Genomic DNA, 19163 nt, shown 5'->3' on the forward strand with positions numbered 1-19163 from the left:
GCTGCTGACTTTTTGCGCGATCAGCCCGCCGGGCGAACCTCTGGTTTATGCCAAAATGCGCTGACGGCTCATCTGGCCTGATAGATTCTCCTGAACAATGTCAGTATCAAGGATTTAGACCGGGCAGGAATTGCCAACCTGTCGCAGCGTTAAGCATACCCTTATTCAGCGTTACATTGCCTTGCTGCCCAAGCCCTCGCTCCAGTGTCCGATGGGTGCAGGCTTACCGAAAAAATATCCCTGAAAGCATGTAAAGCCCATCTGCTTGAGTAATGTTAGCTGGGCTTCTGTTTCTACCCCTTCAGCGATGGTTTTCATGTCCAGAGTATTGGCCAGCTCAAGGGTCATTTTTACGATCTTTCGATGGCGCTCGGAGCTTTCAATCCTATCCACAAACTCCCGATCCACCTTAAGTACCGATGCTGACAAATCAATCAGTTGTGACAACGATGCGTGGCCGGTACCAAAATCATCGATAATAATTGTCGCGCCGACGTTAGCCAGTGAGGTAAGGCGTTTTTTCGTTTCATCGTGACTGGCTAATACCGATGTCTCTGTGAGTTCCAGTTTCAGTTTGTCTCGCAAAAAACGACTTTCAGAAAAGCGGCGTAAAAGCTTTTCATAAAAGGCATCATCAAGTAGTTCCGGTCCGGAGAGATTTACCGCCAGGGGCACATCAGGCAGCCCGACAGGCCAGCTTTCCAGAAGTAAAATGGCTTTGTCCAGTACCTTCTGAGTAAACAGAATGTGCCATTTGTTTTTTTCAATCTGAGGCAAAAACTGATAGGGCTGCAGAATCTCTTTGTTAACCGGATCGTCGAGGCGTGCCAGTACTTCAAATCCGGTAACGTTGTGGAGATCATCGACCTGGGACTGAAGCCATAAGGCGAGGCTGCCCTCATCCAGTAGCCGCTTGATTCTGTCCTTGTTCCTGGTGTCCTGGCGTATCAGTTTTACCACTTTGGAGTCGTACTGTTCAAAGGGTTGGCTCTGAGTTGTTTGGCTGAGGCCAATCGCGCAGGCTTCAGCTAATAAGGCTGCTGATGTAAACCCTGATGTATTGCAATAACCACTGCGCCATTGAAGGTTAATCAAAATCCCGTCTTTTCCCTTTTCCATAGGTTGGGTAACTGTTGCTGGCAGGTGTCTGTTGAGCCAGTCCGGAATATTTTCAGTGCTGGATTGGTCAGTGTTTACGCAGAGCAAAAACTTTGCACCAGGAAAACGATACAGGTTCACCGAAGAGGACAGCTGATTGCGTAATAATGCCGCCACATTAGCCAGTACCTGATCGCCCACAGAGAAGCTGTACTGAAGATTGATATCTTTCAGGTTTGCCAGCTTGAGCAGGATGACAGTGTGATCATGTTCCAGGGACTGGGGAAACTGATGGCTCCAGAAATGATGATTCTTAAGTTCGGTAAGGGCATCGGAATAGTGTCTGGTAAAATGCTTTCGTTTCAGCAGCCCTATTTTTTTGTCTGCGGCGGTGGTGTGTGAGATATCGAAGCAGTGAATGAGTTGTTTTTTATGATGGACGAGACTGGCAGGTTGTATTTTGTATATTGCATTGGTATCTGAACGTAATGCTGCTATTTCGGTTTCCTCTGCAGCAAGTGGTTTCGTTAAGGCAAAAAGTTCGTAAATAAAGCTACAATCTGCCGGGGCATTCTGCATAAGTTTTCTGCCACTTTTGTTGGCATGAAGAATTTTCCCTTGCTGATTACAGAAAAAAGAGGGCGTACCGCCGTTGTTGAAAATCTCCTGATAGCGCTTGACCACCGTACCCAGTTTTTTACTTTGTTCGCGGTTAAGCTGGGATTGCTTCTCAAGAGAAGTAAGAACGCGGATAACAGCCACCGGAAGACAAAAATTAAAGAACAGGAACACCAGTGAACTGAGATAGATATAGGTCCCCGGAAGGGACATGTCTATTCCCAGTAGTGGTGCCAATGGCTGATTGATGAGCAATATGACAAAGGGAATGATATTCAACAACATACCGGCTACAGCGGCTTTGTTGCCATAGCAAAGGCGTAAAATAATCGGCAGAGTAAAGAACAATAATAATCCGTAGCGGGCTGAAGCCAGTTCATGGGTAAAAAATAAAATGCAAAAGCCTGCCAGCACAATGGTGATGGTTAGGGATGCTGACGTAAAGGCTATTCTGTCTTTACTCAGCGACATCGCCCCCCATAGCAACGCGGAAAAGCTAAAGGTCATAACCAGAACGTAGTAAAGATTCTGGGTATACGCTGCATAAGAAGAATGTATTACTATTGCCGAGGTCAGTATTACACCGCTGGTGAGAATGAGTCTGAGAACACTGAGTTTCCAGGTGTTTTCATCGGGCGTTTTAAGATGCTTCTGATCTAATAACAGGTATTGTTTAATCGCATTAGTGATTCCGGTAAGCAAGCTGCAACTTCCTGTTTTCTTATTTTCTTTATCGCTTTAGAAGGTAAAATATAATAGTCGCAGGATGTTGTCGAGTAGATGCTGAAATCTGCTGTCTGCTGCATTATATATGGGCTGGACGTGTAATTTGATGTTATTAGCTGAGGCAAGTAACGGTTATGCCTGTATATTCTGGTGACAGTTTAGCAGGCGTATGCTCCATAGCGGGCGAAATCCAAACTTCCGTTATTCTCAGTGCCGCCCATGCACGAATAGAGGCAGCAGGCCGCAAAAGTCTATGGAGAAACGGCTACGAAACTGTAGCCGTTATTCTGTAGAATCGTTCTATAGTATTTTGTGGTCATTAACCCTTTATTCAGGCTTGTTCCAGTGCCTGACTGATATCGGCAATGATATCGTCGATATGCTCAATGCCTACCGAAATACGCACCATATCCTCACTGGCACCGGCTTTTTTCAGCTCGTCGGCATTTAACTGGCGGTGAGTGGTGCTTGCCGGGTGGCAGGCCAGTGATTTGGCATCGCCAATATTGACCAGACGCAGAATCATCTGCAATGCATCGATAAAGCGCCCACCGGCCTTATGACCGCCCTTGATACCAAAACTGATTATGCCGGACGCTTTGCCGCCGGTAATTTTTTGCGCTGTGGCATAGTAAGGGCTGTCTGTCAGGGCGGCATAGTTTACCCATGTGACCTTGTCATGATCTTGCAGAAACGCCGCTACCTTCTCGGCGTTTTCACAGTGTCGTTCCATACGCAGGCCCAGCGTTTCCAGCCCCTGTAACAATAAAAAGGCGCTGTGGGGTGCCAGTGCCGAACCGGTATTGCGCAGTGGTACAACCCGGCAACGACCAATGTAAGCCGCCGGGCCCAGTGCCTCTGTGTATACCACACCATGATAAGATGGGTCAGGCTCGTTGAGCATGGGGAAGCGACTGGCATTGGCTTTCCAGTCAAACTTACCGGAGTCAATGATAACGCCTCCAATAGTGGTGCCATGGCCGCCGATGTATTTCGTTAATGAATGCACCACAATATCCGCTCCCAGCTCAAACGGGCGGCACAAATAGGGTGTGGCGACGGTATTATCGACTATTACAGGGATCCCGTGACGATGTGCAATCTCACTCAGCTTCTTTATATCAACCACATTGCCGGCGGGATTACCGATGGATTCACAAAATATCGCCTTGGTGTTGCTGTCAATCGCTGCTTCGAAACCGGCATAGTCATCGTGGGAAATCATCCGCACTTCGATACCCTGCTTAGGAAAGGTATGGGCAAACAGATTGTAGGTGCCGCCGTACAGTTGACTGGTACTGAGAATATTATCACCGGCACTGGCAATGGCCTGAATCGAATAGGTGATAGCGGCCATGCCAGATGCCACTGCTAATGCACCGATGCCCCCTTCCATTTCAGCCAGACGCTGTTCTAGCACCGCCGTTGTCGGGTTCATAATCCGGGTATAGATATTCCCCTGAACCTTAAGATCAAAAAGATCTGCACCATGCTGGGTATCATCAAAGGTATAGGAGGTGGTCTGATAAATCGGCACCGCCGCTGACTTGGTGGTTGGTTCAGATTCATAGCCATGGTGTAGCGCCAAAGACTCGAGTTTCATGAGGTGTTCTCCTGTGATAAGCCACTGTATTTCAAACGATTGTGCCTCAGTAAAACGTTAATTGGTAGCAGATGCTTAGAACACTAACAGCTCACTTATGCTGAGCCGCAGCGGCCTTAGTTAATCAGACCGTAGCTTGAGCAGCCTCGTTGCTCCGCCAGAGCTGATGTCAATAATATCCGCCACAAAAAAGGGAAAATACTGCTCAGTACCAAACTGGTTGCCAGCCTCTGCATGAGTGGGCAGGCGGAAACCTGCAAAGTTTCTGAAATCAGACAACTAGCCGCTGAAAGGCTGCGGCCAGTATCAGCAACAGCAAAATAGTCGACATAGAACGTTGCTCACTAAAGGAGATCTAAAAGCGCCCATCGGCCTGTTAAATCACATAACAGGTCGGCGGTGGCTTTGTTGGCATAGATAAATCTGCCTTTCAGGTTCAGCACATATATTGGATCAGGCGATGCCACCAGAATAGCGCCGAAAAGCCGGGTGTCCATCTCTTTTGCGGTGGCATAGTGCTCGAGCGATTCGGCAACGGCCTGATCTATGGCTTCATGAAATCGGGTCAGATCCTGAAGTTGCTGGCTGGTAACCGCTGGATAGGATTTAGTCCAGTGGGATACCACGCTCGCACGCAGGGCACGAAACTCAGAAACCGTTTCCATCACGCTGAAGCCACTGGTGAGGCGATCGCCACCGTGCACTTCGGCCCAGGACTCATCCTCATCTGCTGGCCCGCAGCCTTTGGATTTCGCGGTCTGTTCTGGTCCACTCTGATCTGCATCGAGATCCTCGGCAATTTCCAGCAACATGTCTTTGGCGTGGTCGCGCAGCCCGATTTTACTCATATGTCTGGCATGCAGAATAGTTTTGGCAAATTCTTCCCAATCCTGAAGGATGGGCTCTATCTCTGCCCGAATAAAATCAGCTAAACGCATGTTCATTTGCATTTTACTTACCGTCTCCCATCTTCGATCTTGTCTTCTACCAGCTCTTCTTCCGAGTGGTTCGTATCCGGCTCGTCTTGCTCGGACTCAGCTTCAGGCTCCAGGCTCAGCTCAATAAAGATAGGGAAATGATCTGACCCCCAGGCCGGGCCTCTCTCTATTCGCACCAGCTTGAAATGATCTGAGTGGAAGACGTGATCCAAAGGCCAGCGCAGAAGCGGGTTTCTGGCGTTAAATGAGTTATACATTCCGCGCCCGATGCGCGGGTCGAGCAGGCCACTGGCTTTTTGAAACAATGCAGTGGTGTAAGACCAGGCTACATCGTTGAAGTCTCCGGCAATAATGGTCGGCTTATTGCGCTTCTCCGTTTCCCTGCCGATGATCAGCAGCTCAGCATCCCGCTCTGTGGTCTCGGTCGCATACTCAGGATTGGGTGGGTCGGGATGAACGAAATGCATAAACACCTGCGCACCCGAGGGCAACACCACCTGCATATGCATCGACGGGATGCTGTCTTTAAGAATAAAGCGGATTTCGGGGTCGATCATTTCCAGGCGGCTATATAAGAGCATGCCATAGGTGGTGTCGAGCGGATTCTTGAGCGTGTGCGGATAGCTGTCTTCCAGTGTTCTGAGTGCTCGTTCCCACCACTGGTCTGTCTCCACGGTAAGGATAATGTCAGGGTCATACTCGCGCACGATATTCAAAAAGGCCTTCGACTCCCGGTTGCCCATCAGCACGTTGGCAACCAGCAGTTTGAGGCTGGTGTCCTCAGAGGGCGACCCGGCCGCCAGTACCTGATAGGGGACCAGTTCCGTGTAGGGAAGCATTTTAAAAACCTGATATCCCACAGCCAGTACCAACAATCCGAGAACCACGGTTTCAAAGATACGATGCATATCCCAGAAACAGAGGTAAAGGGCGAGCAGTGCGATACCTGCGACGCTGATCTGCGCTCTTGGGAAATCAAACACGCGAATCCACCATTGGTCGAAACGCAATAACGGAAGAGCTGTAGCAAATACCAGCAACAGAGCTAATACGATCAGAACAATTTTCATAGCATCAAGCATGGCAGTATTGGACAAAATGATCTGTGCGCGGGCGTACACATCGTTAAGCAGGAATGCTCCTGATTCTCTGGTGCCAGGCGCTAAAGCTAAAAATTTAGTCTATCCCGAAGATAGCCCAAATCTGCGTACTAATCCCTGTCCCGATAGGCTACTATGACAACTGCACCCTCACTGTCGGACCCGGAGTCTGTAATGCCTGCAACCTTTGATAAATCGAATGTCTACACACATCTGCGTGACAAGGCTGAAGCACAGTTACAGACGGGCACAACCCAGACAACAGGCCAGTGGTCGATGGGCGTTGATGCACTGCGATTGTTGCACAAACTGTCGGCTAACCCGGATAACGCAGGAGATGCCTTAAAGTTGCTGCATGAATTGCAGGTTCATCAGGTGGAACTTGACCTGCAGAACGAAGAGATTGCTGCCAATGAGCAGGCACTTGTGGAGGAGCTGCGGTTATACCGGACAATCTATGACCGCGCACCAATGGCGTATTGTGTAGTTGATCGCCATGCAGTTGTTATTCAGGCTAACCTGGCCGCCGCCGGGCTTTTTGGCGTTGCGCAGGCGTACCTGCCGGGACAGCGTATTGACAACTTTTTGAACCCGCAAAGCCGGCCATTGCTGCTTGACCTGTTAAAAAATGTCGTACAGAGCCGCGCCAGAGATTGCTGCATAGCCGAAAGGGCTGCTGCGGCAGAGGGGGCCAGGCAGTTGCAATTCCAGGCAACTCTGGAGCCAGAGAGTGAGCATATTCTGCTGGTCTGCTGTGAGTGCCGACATGTTGCATAACCCTCCCGTGCCGTTTTGTTCAACAGGTAAGGGGATGGCGGCCAGGCTAACGGTAAACCTGCAGTGAGCATACGTATTCTGGGTATCGGGGCATCCGCAGGTGGCCTGGCGCCCCTGGAACAGTTTCTGTCCGCAATTCCGTCGCACAGCAACATGGCCTATGTGGTGGTACAACATCTCGATCCCACCCATAAGGCCATGCTTCCGGAATTACTCCAGCGTGTTACCCCAATGTCGGTAAAAGAAGCAACCCAGGGCATGTCGATTGACCCTGATTGTGTCTATGTGATTCCGCCGAACACCGAAATCAGCGTCGTCGACGGTCAGCTGAACCTGGCAAAGCCTGTGGAACCCCGGGGAATGCGTCTGCCCATCAATGTGCTTTTTTCCTCTCTGGCAAGCGCCCATGGGGATCAAGCCATAGGTGTGGTGCTGTCTGGTATGGGCTCAGACGGTACCTTAGGGTTGCAGGCTATCAAGGCGGTGGGTGGCCTGACCGCAGTGCAACAGCCTGACACGGCACAGTTCGACGCTATGCCCCAAAGTGCCATATCCGCAAACTGTGCCGATATTATTGCGCCGCCGGGTGATTTGCCGGAGCGTATTCTGGCCTGTATTACCGGGAAGACAGAGCCTGCGGAGCCAGTGCCTGCAGAGACTGAATCCGAACCTGAGCGCGAATCAACGCCGTTACAGCGCATTTTGCGTTTGCTGCAACAGCGAACCCGTCACGACTTCTCACTCTACAAGCCCAGCACCCTGCATCGTCGCATTGAGCGGCGTATGGCTATTCATGAAATTGCAACCCTGACCCTGTATGCAGACTTTTTGCAGCACAACGCCCAGGAAATTGACCTGCTGTTCAAGGAAGTGCTGATTGGGGTAACCAGTTTTTTCCGTGATGCACCGGTCTGGCAGTACCTGGCCGATACGGTACTGCCTAAGTTGTTGACAGGATCTGACAGAGATCCCCACTTGCGGGCCTGGGTAGTGGGTTGTTCAACCGGAGAGGAGGCCTACACTCTGGCCATGCTCTTCACCGAAGTACTGGAAAAACTGCCAAAGCCCCATGAGTTTACTGTGCAAATTTTTGCTTCGGATCTGAGCCCTGATGCCATTGCCACTGCCCGCCGGGGCCACTATCCATCCGCAATCAGCAACAGTGTCTCGCCTGAGCGACTGGCCCGTTTTTTCAATGCACAAGATGACGGCTATCGGATTAAGCAGGAAATCCGTGATCTGGTGTTATTTGCCCAGCAGGATGTGGTGCTTGATCCACCCTTTACCCGTCTCGATCTGATTTCCTGTCGTAATTTACTGATTTACTTCGATCAGAGCCTGCAACGCAAACTCATGCCTCTGTTTCACTACAGCCTGCGTGGCGAAGGGGTACTGTTGTTGGGAAGCTCTGAGACAGTAGGGCGCTACAATCAGTTGTTTGCCCCCATTCAATCCAAACTACGACTTTATCGGCGCCAGGACAATGCCCTGAGTGATGATCTGCGGTTGCCGGTTAAGTCGTTTCCGCCCCTGTCCTGGATAACTAAGGAGCCCCCCTTGTCTGTCAGTAATGCTTCCCATCCGCCCCATGATAACCTGCAAAGCGCAGCCGACCAGGTGTTGTTGCAGGTTTATGCCCCTGCCGCAGTGGTAGTGAACGAAGACGGGGATATCGTCTATATCAGCGGACGTACCGGAAAATATCTGGAACCTGCCGCTGGTAAGGCCAACTGGAACTTTCACGCGATGGTGCGCGAAGGTCTGCGAACGCCTATAGGCATTGCCTTGCGTCAGGTAGCGGAGCAAAGTGAACCGCTGCATTTGCAGGGGCTACAGGTGCAATTGCCTGGTGGCGCCACGCAGAGCGTCGATATTACCGTTCAGGCCCTGCGCGAGCCCTCTGCCCTGCGCGGGATGAAGATGATCGTGTTTCGTGATATCGCAGCGGCTCATGCCAGCGTGGCTGATGCAGACAAGCCTAAAACCGCCGCGCAACACACCCATGCAGCAGAATTACAACAGTATCAGGATGAGATCCAGATGCTGCGGGAGGAAAACCGGGCGTCCCGGGAGGAATTACAATCCGCCAATGAGGAACTGCAATCCACCAATGAGGAATTGCAGTCAACCAATGAAGAGCTGACCACCTCGAAAGAGGAAATGCAGTCGATGAACGAAGAGCTGCAAACCATCAATGCGGAAATGCAGACCAAGCTTGACGACCTGGCCCTGGCCCAGAGTGATATGAAAAACCTGCTAAACAGCATTGAAATTGCCATTTTGTTTCTCGATCAAAATCTGAATCTTCGTCGTTTTACTGACCGGGCATGTAAAATCATCAGCATCCGAGAGGGTGACATTGGCCGTCCTCTGGGCGATCTCACCAGCACTCTGGAGTACCCGCAGCTCAACGAGGATGCTCAGACCACTCTGGATACACTGGTATTTTGTGAGAAACAGATCACCACCACCGATGGTCGCTGGTTTACGGTACGGATTATGCCCTATCATCGTCTGGATAATGTGATTGACGGGGTGGTGATCACCTTGCTCGATATCACCGCCACTAAGAAATTGGAACAGGGTCTGCGTAAGGATTTACCATCGTGATATAAGGGGGAGTTTTTATGTGCAGGAATGGACCGCCGGTCCTTTTGCGGCCGGGTTCATTCAGTATCGCGGCTGCTTAGCGAGCCTTCGAGTTTTGCTTTGATCTCGCTCCAGATGGCGACGAAGAAAGCAGTCAGGGGAACCGCAAGTACCATGCCGATAATCCCTCCTAAAGCTGTGCCCCAGAAGAACAGGGAAATCACCACGAGTGCGGGATGCAGACCTGAACGATTGGCCATGATCTTTGGTGTCAACAACCAGCTTTCCATCAGTTGCACTGCAGCGAACACCAGTGTGGCCATGGCCAGTAGCTCAACGCCGCCGCCTGGTTGCAGGTAGGCCATGGGCAAGACGACCAGTAGCCCAATAAGTGTGCCCAGGAAAGGAACAATATTTAGCAGCCCCAGCGCCAGTCCGAGAAGCATGCCAAACTCCAGACCGATCAGTGTAAAGCTCAGTGCATAGAAGGTACCCATGCATATGGCGATGATCAGTTGCCCCTGAAAAAATGTGGTGATGTACTCCACAAACACATCCATGAAATACAGCGCTTTGTGCTGGGTGGGCCTGTGGAAGATGGATAACAGTTCCGATACCTGTCCCCGCAGCCGATGGCCGGAAAGCAGGGTGAAGAACAGAAACAGGGGGACGAAACTGATACCCGCTAACAAGCCAAGATAAGACATGATAGTCCCGCCCGGCTCTTCAAGGCCGGGCAGGGCTGATTGAGATTCTTCGTCACCACTATTTTCTATGCTGTTCGAAATCATGGCATTGAGTTCAGGGAAGAGGTAAGAGAAATGGTCCTGCCAGCTCGCCAGTGTTTCTGGCAAAACAGTCATCAACTGGATGGCCTGAGTGATCAGAATGGGCACGAGCAGGAAAATCAGGCCGCCGATAGCAAGGAAGAAGACCATCAGCACAACAATGATTGCTAATAAACGCGGTAAGTGAATCCGCTTTTGCAGAAATTCCACCACCGGATAAAGCACCAGTGCCAGAATACCGGCCAGGGATAATGACAGCAGCAGGTTATAGAAGGTGTTCAGTATCCTGCCAAATGCCCACAGGATAATGCCGACCAGCGCCGTCAGTACAACCAGGGATAGCAGCACCGCTGTGTAGCGAAATAAGCGAAGCTCAACGACGCTGAACAGTGATTTACCCGGACGCAATGCTGGCGCGTTTTGTGTGGCAACTTCCTCTTTGCCAACCTGGGATCCCTGCTCGTCGTGGGACATTGCGAACTCCTGCGTTGTTCTGCTTTGCGCCATTCATGGCATGTGATGAGTGACCAGCTAATTATTCCATTTGCTGTTATTTCTAGTTAGCATTGCCAGCTGGCTTACCGAACAACAGCATGCCAACGCCAGCCACCGCGGAAGCTGCGCCAAGGATCAGATACCAGATTGTAGGGTCAGTAAATTCGCCGGTAATGGCCTCTGAGACCTGATCGCCCATGCTTTGAGAGGACTGATACGCTAGGAAAAGCAGGATAAAACCCACAACAAGTAACACTAAAGCCAAAATTTTACTATTCGCCATGTTAATCTCCTTTTGGTTATTAAGGGTGTAATATTTTTGGGCTCAGAGAAGGGGCATTGGAAGTGCAGCGGGTATTGGCCACAACAACTTTCTTTTGCCACGACAGGCCCGGACAGATATGACTGCCCGGACCTTGTGCGCTCGGTTTTCTGAGCGCTCTGATCACCCGGTGTAGTAGGACTCAACGGTCGAGTTCCACTGTGCGTCAGCCATATCAGGCCAGTTATCCTTATCGAAGCCTGGTGCTTTCTTGATACGCTCAACATCTATGTCTATTATGAAACGCTTGTTTTCCTTGTCCTGCTTTAAAGCCCTCCAGGGAACCGCGAACAGGTGGTCACCCATGCCCAGAAAACCGCCTGACGACAGCACGGCGTAACGTATCTTACCCTGTGTTAAATCGAGCATAATGTCCTGAATTTTGCCAAGCTTCTCATCCTGCATATTGCAGACTTCGTCGCCGGTAATGGTGTCAGCACTCAGCAACGTAGCCGGAGTCTGCACGTCATCGGGGTTGTCTTGTCTGCTGTTCGATTCTGTGGTGGTATAACTCATAATATCTCCCTCGTCGTTCATTTCGTTGCCTTACTGGCGCCGCCATTGACTTCTGACAGCACGGCTCCGGACGGACTGCCCCGCTTTTCTGCTTTAGTCTTTTGTTCTCTGGTCTGGCTGTCGACCCGATTGTCGGCGTCCTGTTTGGTATTCCCTGTGTCTTTGTTTACTTGACCTTGATTCTGATTCTTTTTCATGAGCTGATCTCCAAATGATGATTAAGTTTGGGCTCTGCCTCATACCATGAACTCTGGTGAGGCCCCGACAGCCAAATTAGTTGAAGCGCCGGGACGGGTCTGTGCGTTGGCTAACGTAATTCGGCAATTTCTTTTGGAGGGCTGGGACTGCTCTCCTGGATTTCATCAGTGTGTACCTTGAAATATTCCAGGGTATTGGGCCCGAACGCTGTGGTGATCGCGACATCCGCAGCATCGCGACCACGGGCGATTAATATATGGCCGATGCGTGGCGTATTATTGCGCGGATCAAACAGGTACCAGCGACCATCAAGATAGGCTTCAAACCATGCTGCGAAATCCATTTCTGCATGCGGGGGAGCCACACCCATATCGCCCAGGTAACCGGTGCAGTAACGGGCAGGGATGTTCATGCAGCGACACAGCGTGATGGCAAGATGGGCATAATCGCGGCATACGCCCTTTTTCTCATTAAAAACGCCCCATGCGGTTCTTGTGCTTCGGGCATACTGGTAGCCAAATTCAACATGATTGTGGACGAAATTACATATAGCCTGAACCCGGGACCAACCGGTCACTTTATTGCCAAACAGTTGCCAGGCAATATCCACCAGTGGGTCTGTCTCGCAGTATCGGCTGCCGAGCAGGAAGATCAGCGTTTTGTCAGGGAGTTGTTCAACGGGGCTCTGCCTGGCCTGAGGATTTACAGCATCGGGCAATCCATTGTCTTCAATGACGGCATCCGTAGAGAGCTGCAGCAATCCCTTCGGAGCGACGATGCGTGAGCAACGATTGCCGTAGCTGTCGAAATAGGCGTGTACGGGAATCTTTGGGTCTGAAAACACCTCGTCGGCAACAATCAGGTCCGGAACCCGCGAGGGGTGCACATTCAGTGCGAGGATCATCGGGGTTGGTTGGGGGCAGTCAAAAACCAGTTCGTAACCAATGCGAATTTTCATAATAGGTTTCCTGTGCTGATGTTTCGTGGTCTGGCTGAAACAGGGTGAACAGAGACGAATATCGTCAGCTATCACCGGGCATTAGTATGATGCCAGCCAGGGCGCTGTTCTGTGCGTTACAGCACAAAGGCTGCCCGGCTGGTCCGGATCCTTGTCTATGAGGCCCACCGAACGGAGACAGAAGCGCGACTTTGCTATGGTACAGGCTCATATGACGCTCTGTGCGGGCGTACTCAGATTTTTGTCGCAACAGGGAGTGAGCATGTATAAGCAATACAGACGATGACCGGCAGGTGCAACCATCAGGCCCCGGATGCAGGCTCTATGGGGCAGACAGAACATGTCTGACTGGCTCTGGTTTTTGCTGGTAGGTGGGCTGATGCTTGCCCGTGGGCTGACAGTAAACCTGCTGGAGCGTTCCCCCATCACGCCAGCCATGTTTTACCTGGCTATCGGATTACTGCTTGGGCCTACGGTACTGAATCTGTTTCATTTTAATCCCCTGAAGGAATCTGCACTGCTTGAGGTGCTTACCGAAATCGTGGTGTTGCTGTCTCTGTTTTCCGCAGGCGTAAAGATGCCTGCGCCAATCGACTTCTCCCGCTGGCGTGCACCGATTCTGCTGGCGTCCTTGTCTATGACACTGAGTGTCGGCATGGTTGCCGCTTTTGCTTATTATGTGCTTGGGCTATCGCCCGGCGTTGGCGTATTGCTGGGAGCCATACTTGCACCTACCGACCCGGTGCTGGCCACTGATGTTCAGACCCGTCATGCCGGTGACCGTGAACCGTTGCGATTTACCCTGACCAGTGAAGCCGGGATGAATGACGGCAGTGCATTTCCTTTTGTTATGTTAGGCTTGGGGATGCTGGGATTACACGAACTGGGCGAATTCGGCGTCGACTGGTTGTTGTACGATGTGCTGTGGGCAACGGTCGCAGGGGTTGCAATCGGGCTGGCGTCAGGCGTGGCGTTGGCCCTTGTGGCGCGCAGAGTACGCGGCGCATTGCCGCATCACAACCGGATGGACAATTTTCTCGGTCTGGGCCTTATCGGGGTCGCTTATGGCTTGAGCCTGCTGGTCGATGCCTGGGGGTTTCTGGGGGTATTTTTTGCTGCGGTGAGCCTGCGTCAGACCGAAGTCAGACTTGCCGGTCCTGTACAAAACCCGTATCGCTCACATCTGGGTTCAACGGAACCTCAAGAGCCGGCTGTCATCCCGGATGATCAGCCTCCGACATCAGTCAGCGGTGGTTCGCTGGTCTTCAAAGAACAACTCGAGCGTCTTTCAGAAATGATGCTGGTACTGCTTATTGGCGGCACCTTGTTCCTCGATTCATGGAGCGTACGGGCGGTGTGGCTGGCGCTGTTCCTGTTTGTTATCGTGCGCCCGGTCAGCGTGATTATTGGCCTGCAGGGAACACAAACGTCATGGCCGCTGCGGGGCATGGTGAGTTGGTTCGGTGTGCGTGGTATTGGTTCATTGTTCTATCTGATGTATGCCATTCAGCATGGCTTACCTGAAGAGATCGCAATGGAACTGGTCAGCCTTACGTTGATCGTGGTAACCCTTTCTATTATCGTCCACGGCGTTAGTGTCAAGCCGTTGATGAGCCACTTTACCCGTCACCGCAAAGGTTCAGATTTACAAGACCGGGCATAAATTCCGAGGTGTCGTCTCTGACATCATAGTCGGATGACTTTACGCTGCAGAGCCGCGGCCTTGTGATCGACCAAGCGATCAGCGCGCCGCTGATGCCTGCGCCTGCCACAACAAGGTCGCAGCTCAGGTCAGCATCAGGCTGCGGGAAAGCATACATCAGGCCATTTTTAACCGCCCAGTATAGATAGCCACTTTTCAGGTCCATCGTGCCTCATGACTACTTACTTTGTGCTGAGCTGCTGGCAGAGTTCCCGCGGACAACGGCCTTAGCTTCCCGCTCGAGCCGTTGACGTTCACGAGACAGCATGTTGTTGGTTGTTGCCAGCGCCAGTACCATCTCTACCTGACTTTCGACCTCAGAGATGACCGCCGTTTCCTCGCAGTCTTCGGCGACCTCGCGGATCCGATGGAGCATCTGGATCAAATGCCGGGCCCTCTCCGGGTCGCGGGCTGCCGACTCTCGCAGCCGTTCTGTGCACAATTTTACAAGGTCGACAGCGTCCCAGCCTGACTCATCGTAGACGCGGCGGCCGTCCGTGTCCTCGTCATGCAGCCGTGGCAGACCGCGAAAGATGATTTCAGCGAGCACGAATTCGAGGTGTACCATTACCTCATGGGCGGTTGAGGTGTCTGAGCGCGCCTCCAGCGCAAATGTGCCCACGTCTACCAGCAGGCTCACGGCGAATACGAGGTCCATGTCAGGACTGCGTGTGCGGGCGAGCTTGACAGATTCGGCTACCGCGCTGAGATCAGCCTTTGTGTCGGCTTCGGCCAGGCAGACGAGCGCGATACAGCGGCGGGGAGTCACAAACTCGCCGAACCGGCAGCGCAGATGTACGATCCCGCCAACCGGCAACGCCTTGCGCATCCGGTCGGTGTCGATACCGGTAATCCAGCCGGTGCCGGGGGCCAGCACCGTTATCGGTTCAGATAAGGGCGGTGGCACCCTGGTGAGCTTGACTCGTGCCTTTGGGTGGCGTTCGAGCACTCTGAGAACATCTTCAGCAAGGCGGCTGACCAGCTCCGGCAGTGCCAGACTCCGTGTTGCATGCTGTATTGCCAGCAGCACGCCTACCAGTGCGGCGAGCGCAATCAGCACTGCCAGTATCGTACTTATCAGCGGCGCGGCCGCCTGTTCATCGGAGGGCATTCCCAATAGGATCACCATCGAAGCCACGACGCCTGCCGACATACAAGCGAGCAGATTGCGCTGAAAACGGTCGTCCAGGAAGATCAGCAACGTCCTGGGCGAGAAATTGGCGGACATTATGCCAACCACCACGGTTCGCACCCATAAACCGAACACAGCGACGGTAATTACGCCACCGGTCACCGATCCCAACAATATCCGGGCGCCCTCAACAGTACCGATTTCAAGCGGTGGAGGCGATAGCCACACGGCGTCCATGGCCAGCGCCGCCATGCCGACACCCAGCCCGGTCGCAATGGCTACGCTCATCGCCACAGTGATCTCACCCAAACGCAGTGTGGCCCCACGTTGATGAGATATGCCGCGATTCGTTTCCTCCATGCTTTCATCTCCTGATTATTTAGCCGAGCAGTAACAACAAGTCGTTGTCGCGTGATGAGTGTACGAAAAGGTAATAGTCACTTCAGTACGCTGGCGCACAGACCATAGGCCTGCTGATGGCTGAATATGAACAGATTAAATATCGTTGAATGCGAGGTCTGCGAGCAAAGCAGGCCAGATTTATACAGCGGCAGAACTTAATCTGCCAGCTTCAGATTAAGAGGAAAGACAATGCCTTTAGGTCGCACAAAAGACAGTATGTTAGGTGATTTGATTAAAATTATATTGGCCGTGATATTGCCGCCCCTTGGTGTATTGCTGGAAGTTGGTTTTGGCAAGCACTTCTGGATCAACATCATTCTGACATTGCTCGGATTTATACCCGGGGTTATTCACGCCATTTATATCATCGTGACACGATAAAAAATATGGCATGAATGATCTATGTACTCCCTGCACGCTGTTGCACCGTTCTAAGAGTGACTCGGCTTTTGCCTTGCTAAGTTGCCGAAGTTCATGAAACAGGAGGCGTTGTGTCAAAGGCTATACGACTGTCGCCAGGGGTTGGAATGAAGCCGGGGAAATCAAAAAACAGGCGCGAGACTCCTGGGCCCCTGGGAAGAGAACCTGTCAACTCCGTCGTCATCTGAGGGTGCTAATGGTGAACAACGGAAATATTGAATCGTCGCGGTGCGAGCGTACGCTGTCGAACAGACAACTCTTGTCTGCGGCATCAAAATTGACAACGGCTAGAGGCTTAAGCGGCACTCCAATCGCCCACATTCCCCACCTGACAGGAGAACAGATATGGCTACAAACGATAAAGCAGCTCGGTCGTCACGAGTGAAAAACAAAAGCGGGCAATCCGCTACGACAGAGCAGGGCACATATGCTGTACTCAAGACAAACGATATCGTCGCCAAGCAGGCTAAGGATAGTGACGAGCTGGTCGCGGCGATGCCCTATAATAGCAACAAGACAAGCGAGTACGGCCACGACAATGCCCTGGCACCGCCACAGGGAGAAACAGCAGAGCCAGGCTCAGATTCCTTGACCGCGAGCACCATGACCGAGGAAACAGGAACCGTGAAAACCGGCGGCGCGGCTGAGCCCGGAATCAATGCCACTGTCTCGTCACTCAGGCGGGTCAGAGTCGATGCCAGCGAACAACCATTGACGACCAATCAGGGGGTTCGCATCAGCGATAATCAGAATACCCTGAAACTAGGTTTGCGTGGGCCATCCTTACTCGAAGATTTTATTCTGCGCGAAAAAATCACTCATTTCGATCACGAACGTATTCCTGAGCGAGTCGTTCATGCCCGGGGCTCTGCGGCGCACGGGTATTTCGAAGCCTATGAACCGCTGAGTAAGTACACCCGTGCGGCGCCATTCGCCAAAAAAGGCAAAATCACACCGGTGTTCGCGCGCTTTTCCACCGTGGCGGGTGAACGGGGTTCGAAAGACACTGCCCGTGATGCCCGTGGCTTCGCAGTGAAGTTCTATACCGACGAAGGCAACTGGGATCTGGTCGGCAACAATATACCGGTGTTCTTTATACAGGATGCGATGAAGTTTCCGGATCTGGTTCATGCCGTCAAACCAGAGCCTCATCATGGTATGCCCCAGGCGGCGTCGGCCCATGATACCTTCTGGGATTTTGTCTCATTGATGCCCGAATCCACCCATATGTTGATGTGGGTGATGTCGGATCGCGGCATACCGCGCAGCTATCGGATGATGCAGGGCTTCGGTGTGCATACTTTCCGGCTGGTTAACGAACAGGGCGAATCCGTATTCTGTAAGTTCCACTGGAAGCCGCTTCAGGGAACCCATTCACTGCTCTGGGATGAAGCGGTGAAAATCTCCGGTGCCGATCCCGACTTTCACCGGCGTGACTTGTGGGAAGCCATCGAGTCGGGCGAATTCCCACAGTGGGAACTCGGATTACAGATCTTCACCGAAGAAGAGGCGGAGGGATTCAGCTTCGATGTACTCGACTCGACCAAGATCGTGCCGGAGGAACTGGTACCGGTTACACCAGTCGGACGTATGACTCTGAACCGCAACCCGGACAACTTCTTCGCAGAAACCGAGCAAGTGGCGTTTTGCACGGCGCACGTTATACCGGGTATCGACTTTTCCAATGATCCCTTGCTCGCCGGTCGTATCCATTCCTATGTGGATACGCAAATCACCCGGTTAGGAGGTCCCAACTTTCATGAGATCCCAATCAATTCGCCCCTTGCACCGGTGCAGAATAACCAACGGGACGGTATGCACCGTCAGGCTCTGCACCGTGGGCGTGTGGCGTACGAGCCGAATTCATTGGCAGGTGGCTGCCCCTTTCAGGCCGGAGCCAGTGGGTTTGTATCCGTTCCCGAGACCATCAGCGACGACAAAGTCCGCGGTAAGCCGGAGAAGTTTGCCGAGCACTATGTGCAAGCTACCTTGTTCTTTGATAGTCAGACAGCTGTGGAGCAGGCGCATATTGCAGCCGCATTTCGCTTCGAGCTGAGTAAGGTTGGTGTTCCTGCCATCCGCGAGCGGATGTTGTCCTCACTGGTGAACGTATCCAGGGAGCTTGCCGCAGAGGTTGCCGGTGGTCTGGGCATGGAGGTGCCCGATGCCATGCCGAAGGCTTTCGCCGATCCACAATCAGCGGAGGTGACGGTTTCCAGTGCCTTATCCTTGATGGCGCTGCCGGGAGAATGCGGCATCCGTACCCGCCAGATTGCCATATTGGTCGAAGAGGGGGTTCACCATGTCTCCCTCGTTGCTCTCTATGAAGGACTGACCGAAGCCGGTGCAATAGTGCATTTTGTAGGGCCACGGGTAGGCATGTTTGACAGCAACTCCGGTGAAAAAATAGAAGCAGACAAGTCGATGGAGAATTCTCCGTCGGTGCTGTTCGATGCGCTGGTGTTGCCTGATGGCAATGCAGCAGTTGAGGCACTCAAAGGTAACGGACATACCATGGAGTTTATCAATGATGTGTACCGGCACTGTAAAACCATTCTTGCTTTGGGCGCCGGCCAGGAGCTGCTGAAAGAGGCAGGTATTGACCCACAGACGGACGAAGACCAGGGGATCCTGCTGGCGGACAGCGCCGATGTGGCTGATATGACCCCGGTTTTCATTGAGGCGGTCGCCGCCCATCGTCATTTATCCCGCGACAGCGATCCACCAATCCAATGATGCAGAGCGACTGTCGGCGCGCTGCGTATATCAATTGGTAAGACC

Annotated in this window: 15 protein-coding genes; 5 read left to right on the forward strand and 10 right to left on the reverse strand. The window is 52.3% G+C overall.

Annotation, left to right across the window (positions count from 1 at the left end; translation table 11 throughout):
• Positions 1 to 171: 171 nt before the first annotated feature.
• The 4 genes from CDA54_RS00450 to CDA54_RS00465 all read right to left on the reverse strand — a co-directional run bounded on the left by CDA54_RS00450 (position 172) and on the right by CDA54_RS00465 (position 6053).
• On the reverse strand, positions 172 to 2418 hold the full coding sequence (locus CDA54_RS00450; RefSeq protein ID WP_099033033.1) for an EAL domain-containing protein: 2247 nt from the start codon (positions 2416 to 2418) through the stop codon (positions 172 to 174).
• Between the two features lie 355 nt (positions 2419 to 2773).
• A complete protein-coding gene (locus CDA54_RS00455) occupies positions 2774 to 4045 on the reverse strand; it encodes an O-acetylhomoserine aminocarboxypropyltransferase/cysteine synthase family protein (protein ID WP_099033034.1) in 1272 nt (423 codons plus the stop codon).
• A gap of 344 nt (positions 4046 to 4389) precedes the next feature.
• Positions 4390 to 4995: an RsbRD N-terminal domain-containing protein gene (locus CDA54_RS00460; protein ID WP_218962354.1), complete on the reverse strand. Its 606-nt coding sequence runs from the start codon at positions 4993 to 4995 to the stop codon at positions 4390 to 4392.
• 5 nt (positions 4996 to 5000) lie between these two features.
• Positions 5001 to 6053, reverse strand: coding sequence for an endonuclease/exonuclease/phosphatase family protein (locus CDA54_RS00465; protein WP_099033322.1), 1053 nt, complete (start codon positions 6051 to 6053; stop codon positions 5001 to 5003).
• A gap of 204 nt (positions 6054 to 6257) precedes the next feature.
• Between CDA54_RS00465 and CDA54_RS00470 the strand changes: the two genes are divergently transcribed.
• Both CDA54_RS00470 and CDA54_RS00475 read left to right on the forward strand, forming a co-directional pair.
• Positions 6258 to 6860 (forward strand): PAS domain-containing protein, encoded by a 603-nt coding sequence (locus CDA54_RS00470; RefSeq protein WP_180237070.1) that lies wholly within the window; start codon positions 6258 to 6260, stop codon positions 6858 to 6860.
• A 63-nt stretch (positions 6861 to 6923) separates the two neighbouring features.
• Complete coding sequence (locus CDA54_RS00475) at positions 6924 to 9470, forward strand: chemotaxis protein CheB (protein WP_229748053.1); 2547 nt, start codon at positions 6924 to 6926, stop codon at positions 9468 to 9470.
• A gap of 56 nt (positions 9471 to 9526) precedes the next feature.
• Here CDA54_RS00475 and CDA54_RS00480 read toward each other — a convergent pair whose 3' ends face one another.
• From CDA54_RS00480 to CDA54_RS00500, 5 genes are all read right to left on the reverse strand, one after another.
• A complete protein-coding gene (locus CDA54_RS00480) occupies positions 9527 to 10711 on the reverse strand; it encodes an AI-2E family transporter (RefSeq protein ID WP_099033036.1) in 1185 nt (394 codons plus the stop codon).
• An 82-nt stretch (positions 10712 to 10793) separates the two neighbouring features.
• Positions 10794 to 11015 (reverse strand): DUF3185 family protein, encoded by a 222-nt coding sequence (locus CDA54_RS00485; protein WP_099033037.1) that lies wholly within the window; start codon positions 11013 to 11015, stop codon positions 10794 to 10796.
• Positions 11016 to 11177: 162 nt separating this feature from the next.
• Positions 11178 to 11591, reverse strand: a complete 414-nt coding sequence (locus CDA54_RS00490; protein WP_099033038.1) for a PRC-barrel domain-containing protein — start codon at positions 11589 to 11591, stop codon at positions 11178 to 11180.
• On the reverse strand, positions 11588 to 11767 hold the full coding sequence (locus CDA54_RS00495) for a hypothetical protein (protein WP_099033039.1): 180 nt from the start codon (positions 11765 to 11767) through the stop codon (positions 11588 to 11590). Before CDA54_RS00495 ends, CDA54_RS00490 begins: the two co-directional genes overlap by 4 nt.
• A gap of 110 nt (positions 11768 to 11877) precedes the next feature.
• Positions 11878 to 12726: a transglutaminase-like domain-containing protein gene (locus tag CDA54_RS00500; protein WP_099033040.1), complete on the reverse strand. Its 849-nt coding sequence runs from the start codon at positions 12724 to 12726 to the stop codon at positions 11878 to 11880.
• Positions 12727 to 13066: 340 nt separating this feature from the next.
• On the opposite strand from CDA54_RS00500, the gene CDA54_RS00505 reads away from it, so the two are divergent.
• Positions 13067 to 14389 carry a cation:proton antiporter gene (locus CDA54_RS00505; protein WP_099033324.1) on the forward strand — a complete coding sequence of 441 codons (1323 nt, stop codon included), beginning with the start codon at positions 13067 to 13069 and terminating at the stop codon, positions 14387 to 14389.
• Between the two features lie 217 nt (positions 14390 to 14606).
• Here the strand turns inward: CDA54_RS00505 and CDA54_RS00515 are convergent, their stop codons facing one another.
• The gene (locus CDA54_RS00515; RefSeq protein ID WP_099033041.1) at positions 14607 to 15920 is read right to left on the reverse strand and encodes a DUF2254 family protein; all 1314 of its coding nucleotides are present in this window, start codon (positions 15918 to 15920) and stop codon (positions 14607 to 14609) included.
• 258 nt (positions 15921 to 16178) lie between these two features.
• Between CDA54_RS00515 and CDA54_RS00520 the strand changes: the two genes are divergently transcribed.
• Positions 16179 to 16343, forward strand: a complete 165-nt coding sequence (locus tag CDA54_RS00520; RefSeq protein WP_099033325.1) for a YqaE/Pmp3 family membrane protein — start codon at positions 16179 to 16181, stop codon at positions 16341 to 16343.
• A 384-nt stretch (positions 16344 to 16727) separates the two neighbouring features.
• Positions 16728 to 19118 (forward strand): catalase, encoded by a 2391-nt coding sequence (locus CDA54_RS00525; RefSeq protein ID WP_218962355.1) that lies wholly within the window; start codon positions 16728 to 16730, stop codon positions 19116 to 19118.
• Positions 19119 to 19163: the final 45 nt, after the last annotated feature.

The sequence above is a fragment of the Lacimicrobium alkaliphilum genome, from assembly GCF_002591895.1.
Taxonomy (GTDB): domain Bacteria; phylum Pseudomonadota; class Gammaproteobacteria; order Enterobacterales; family Alteromonadaceae; genus Lacimicrobium; species Lacimicrobium alkaliphilum.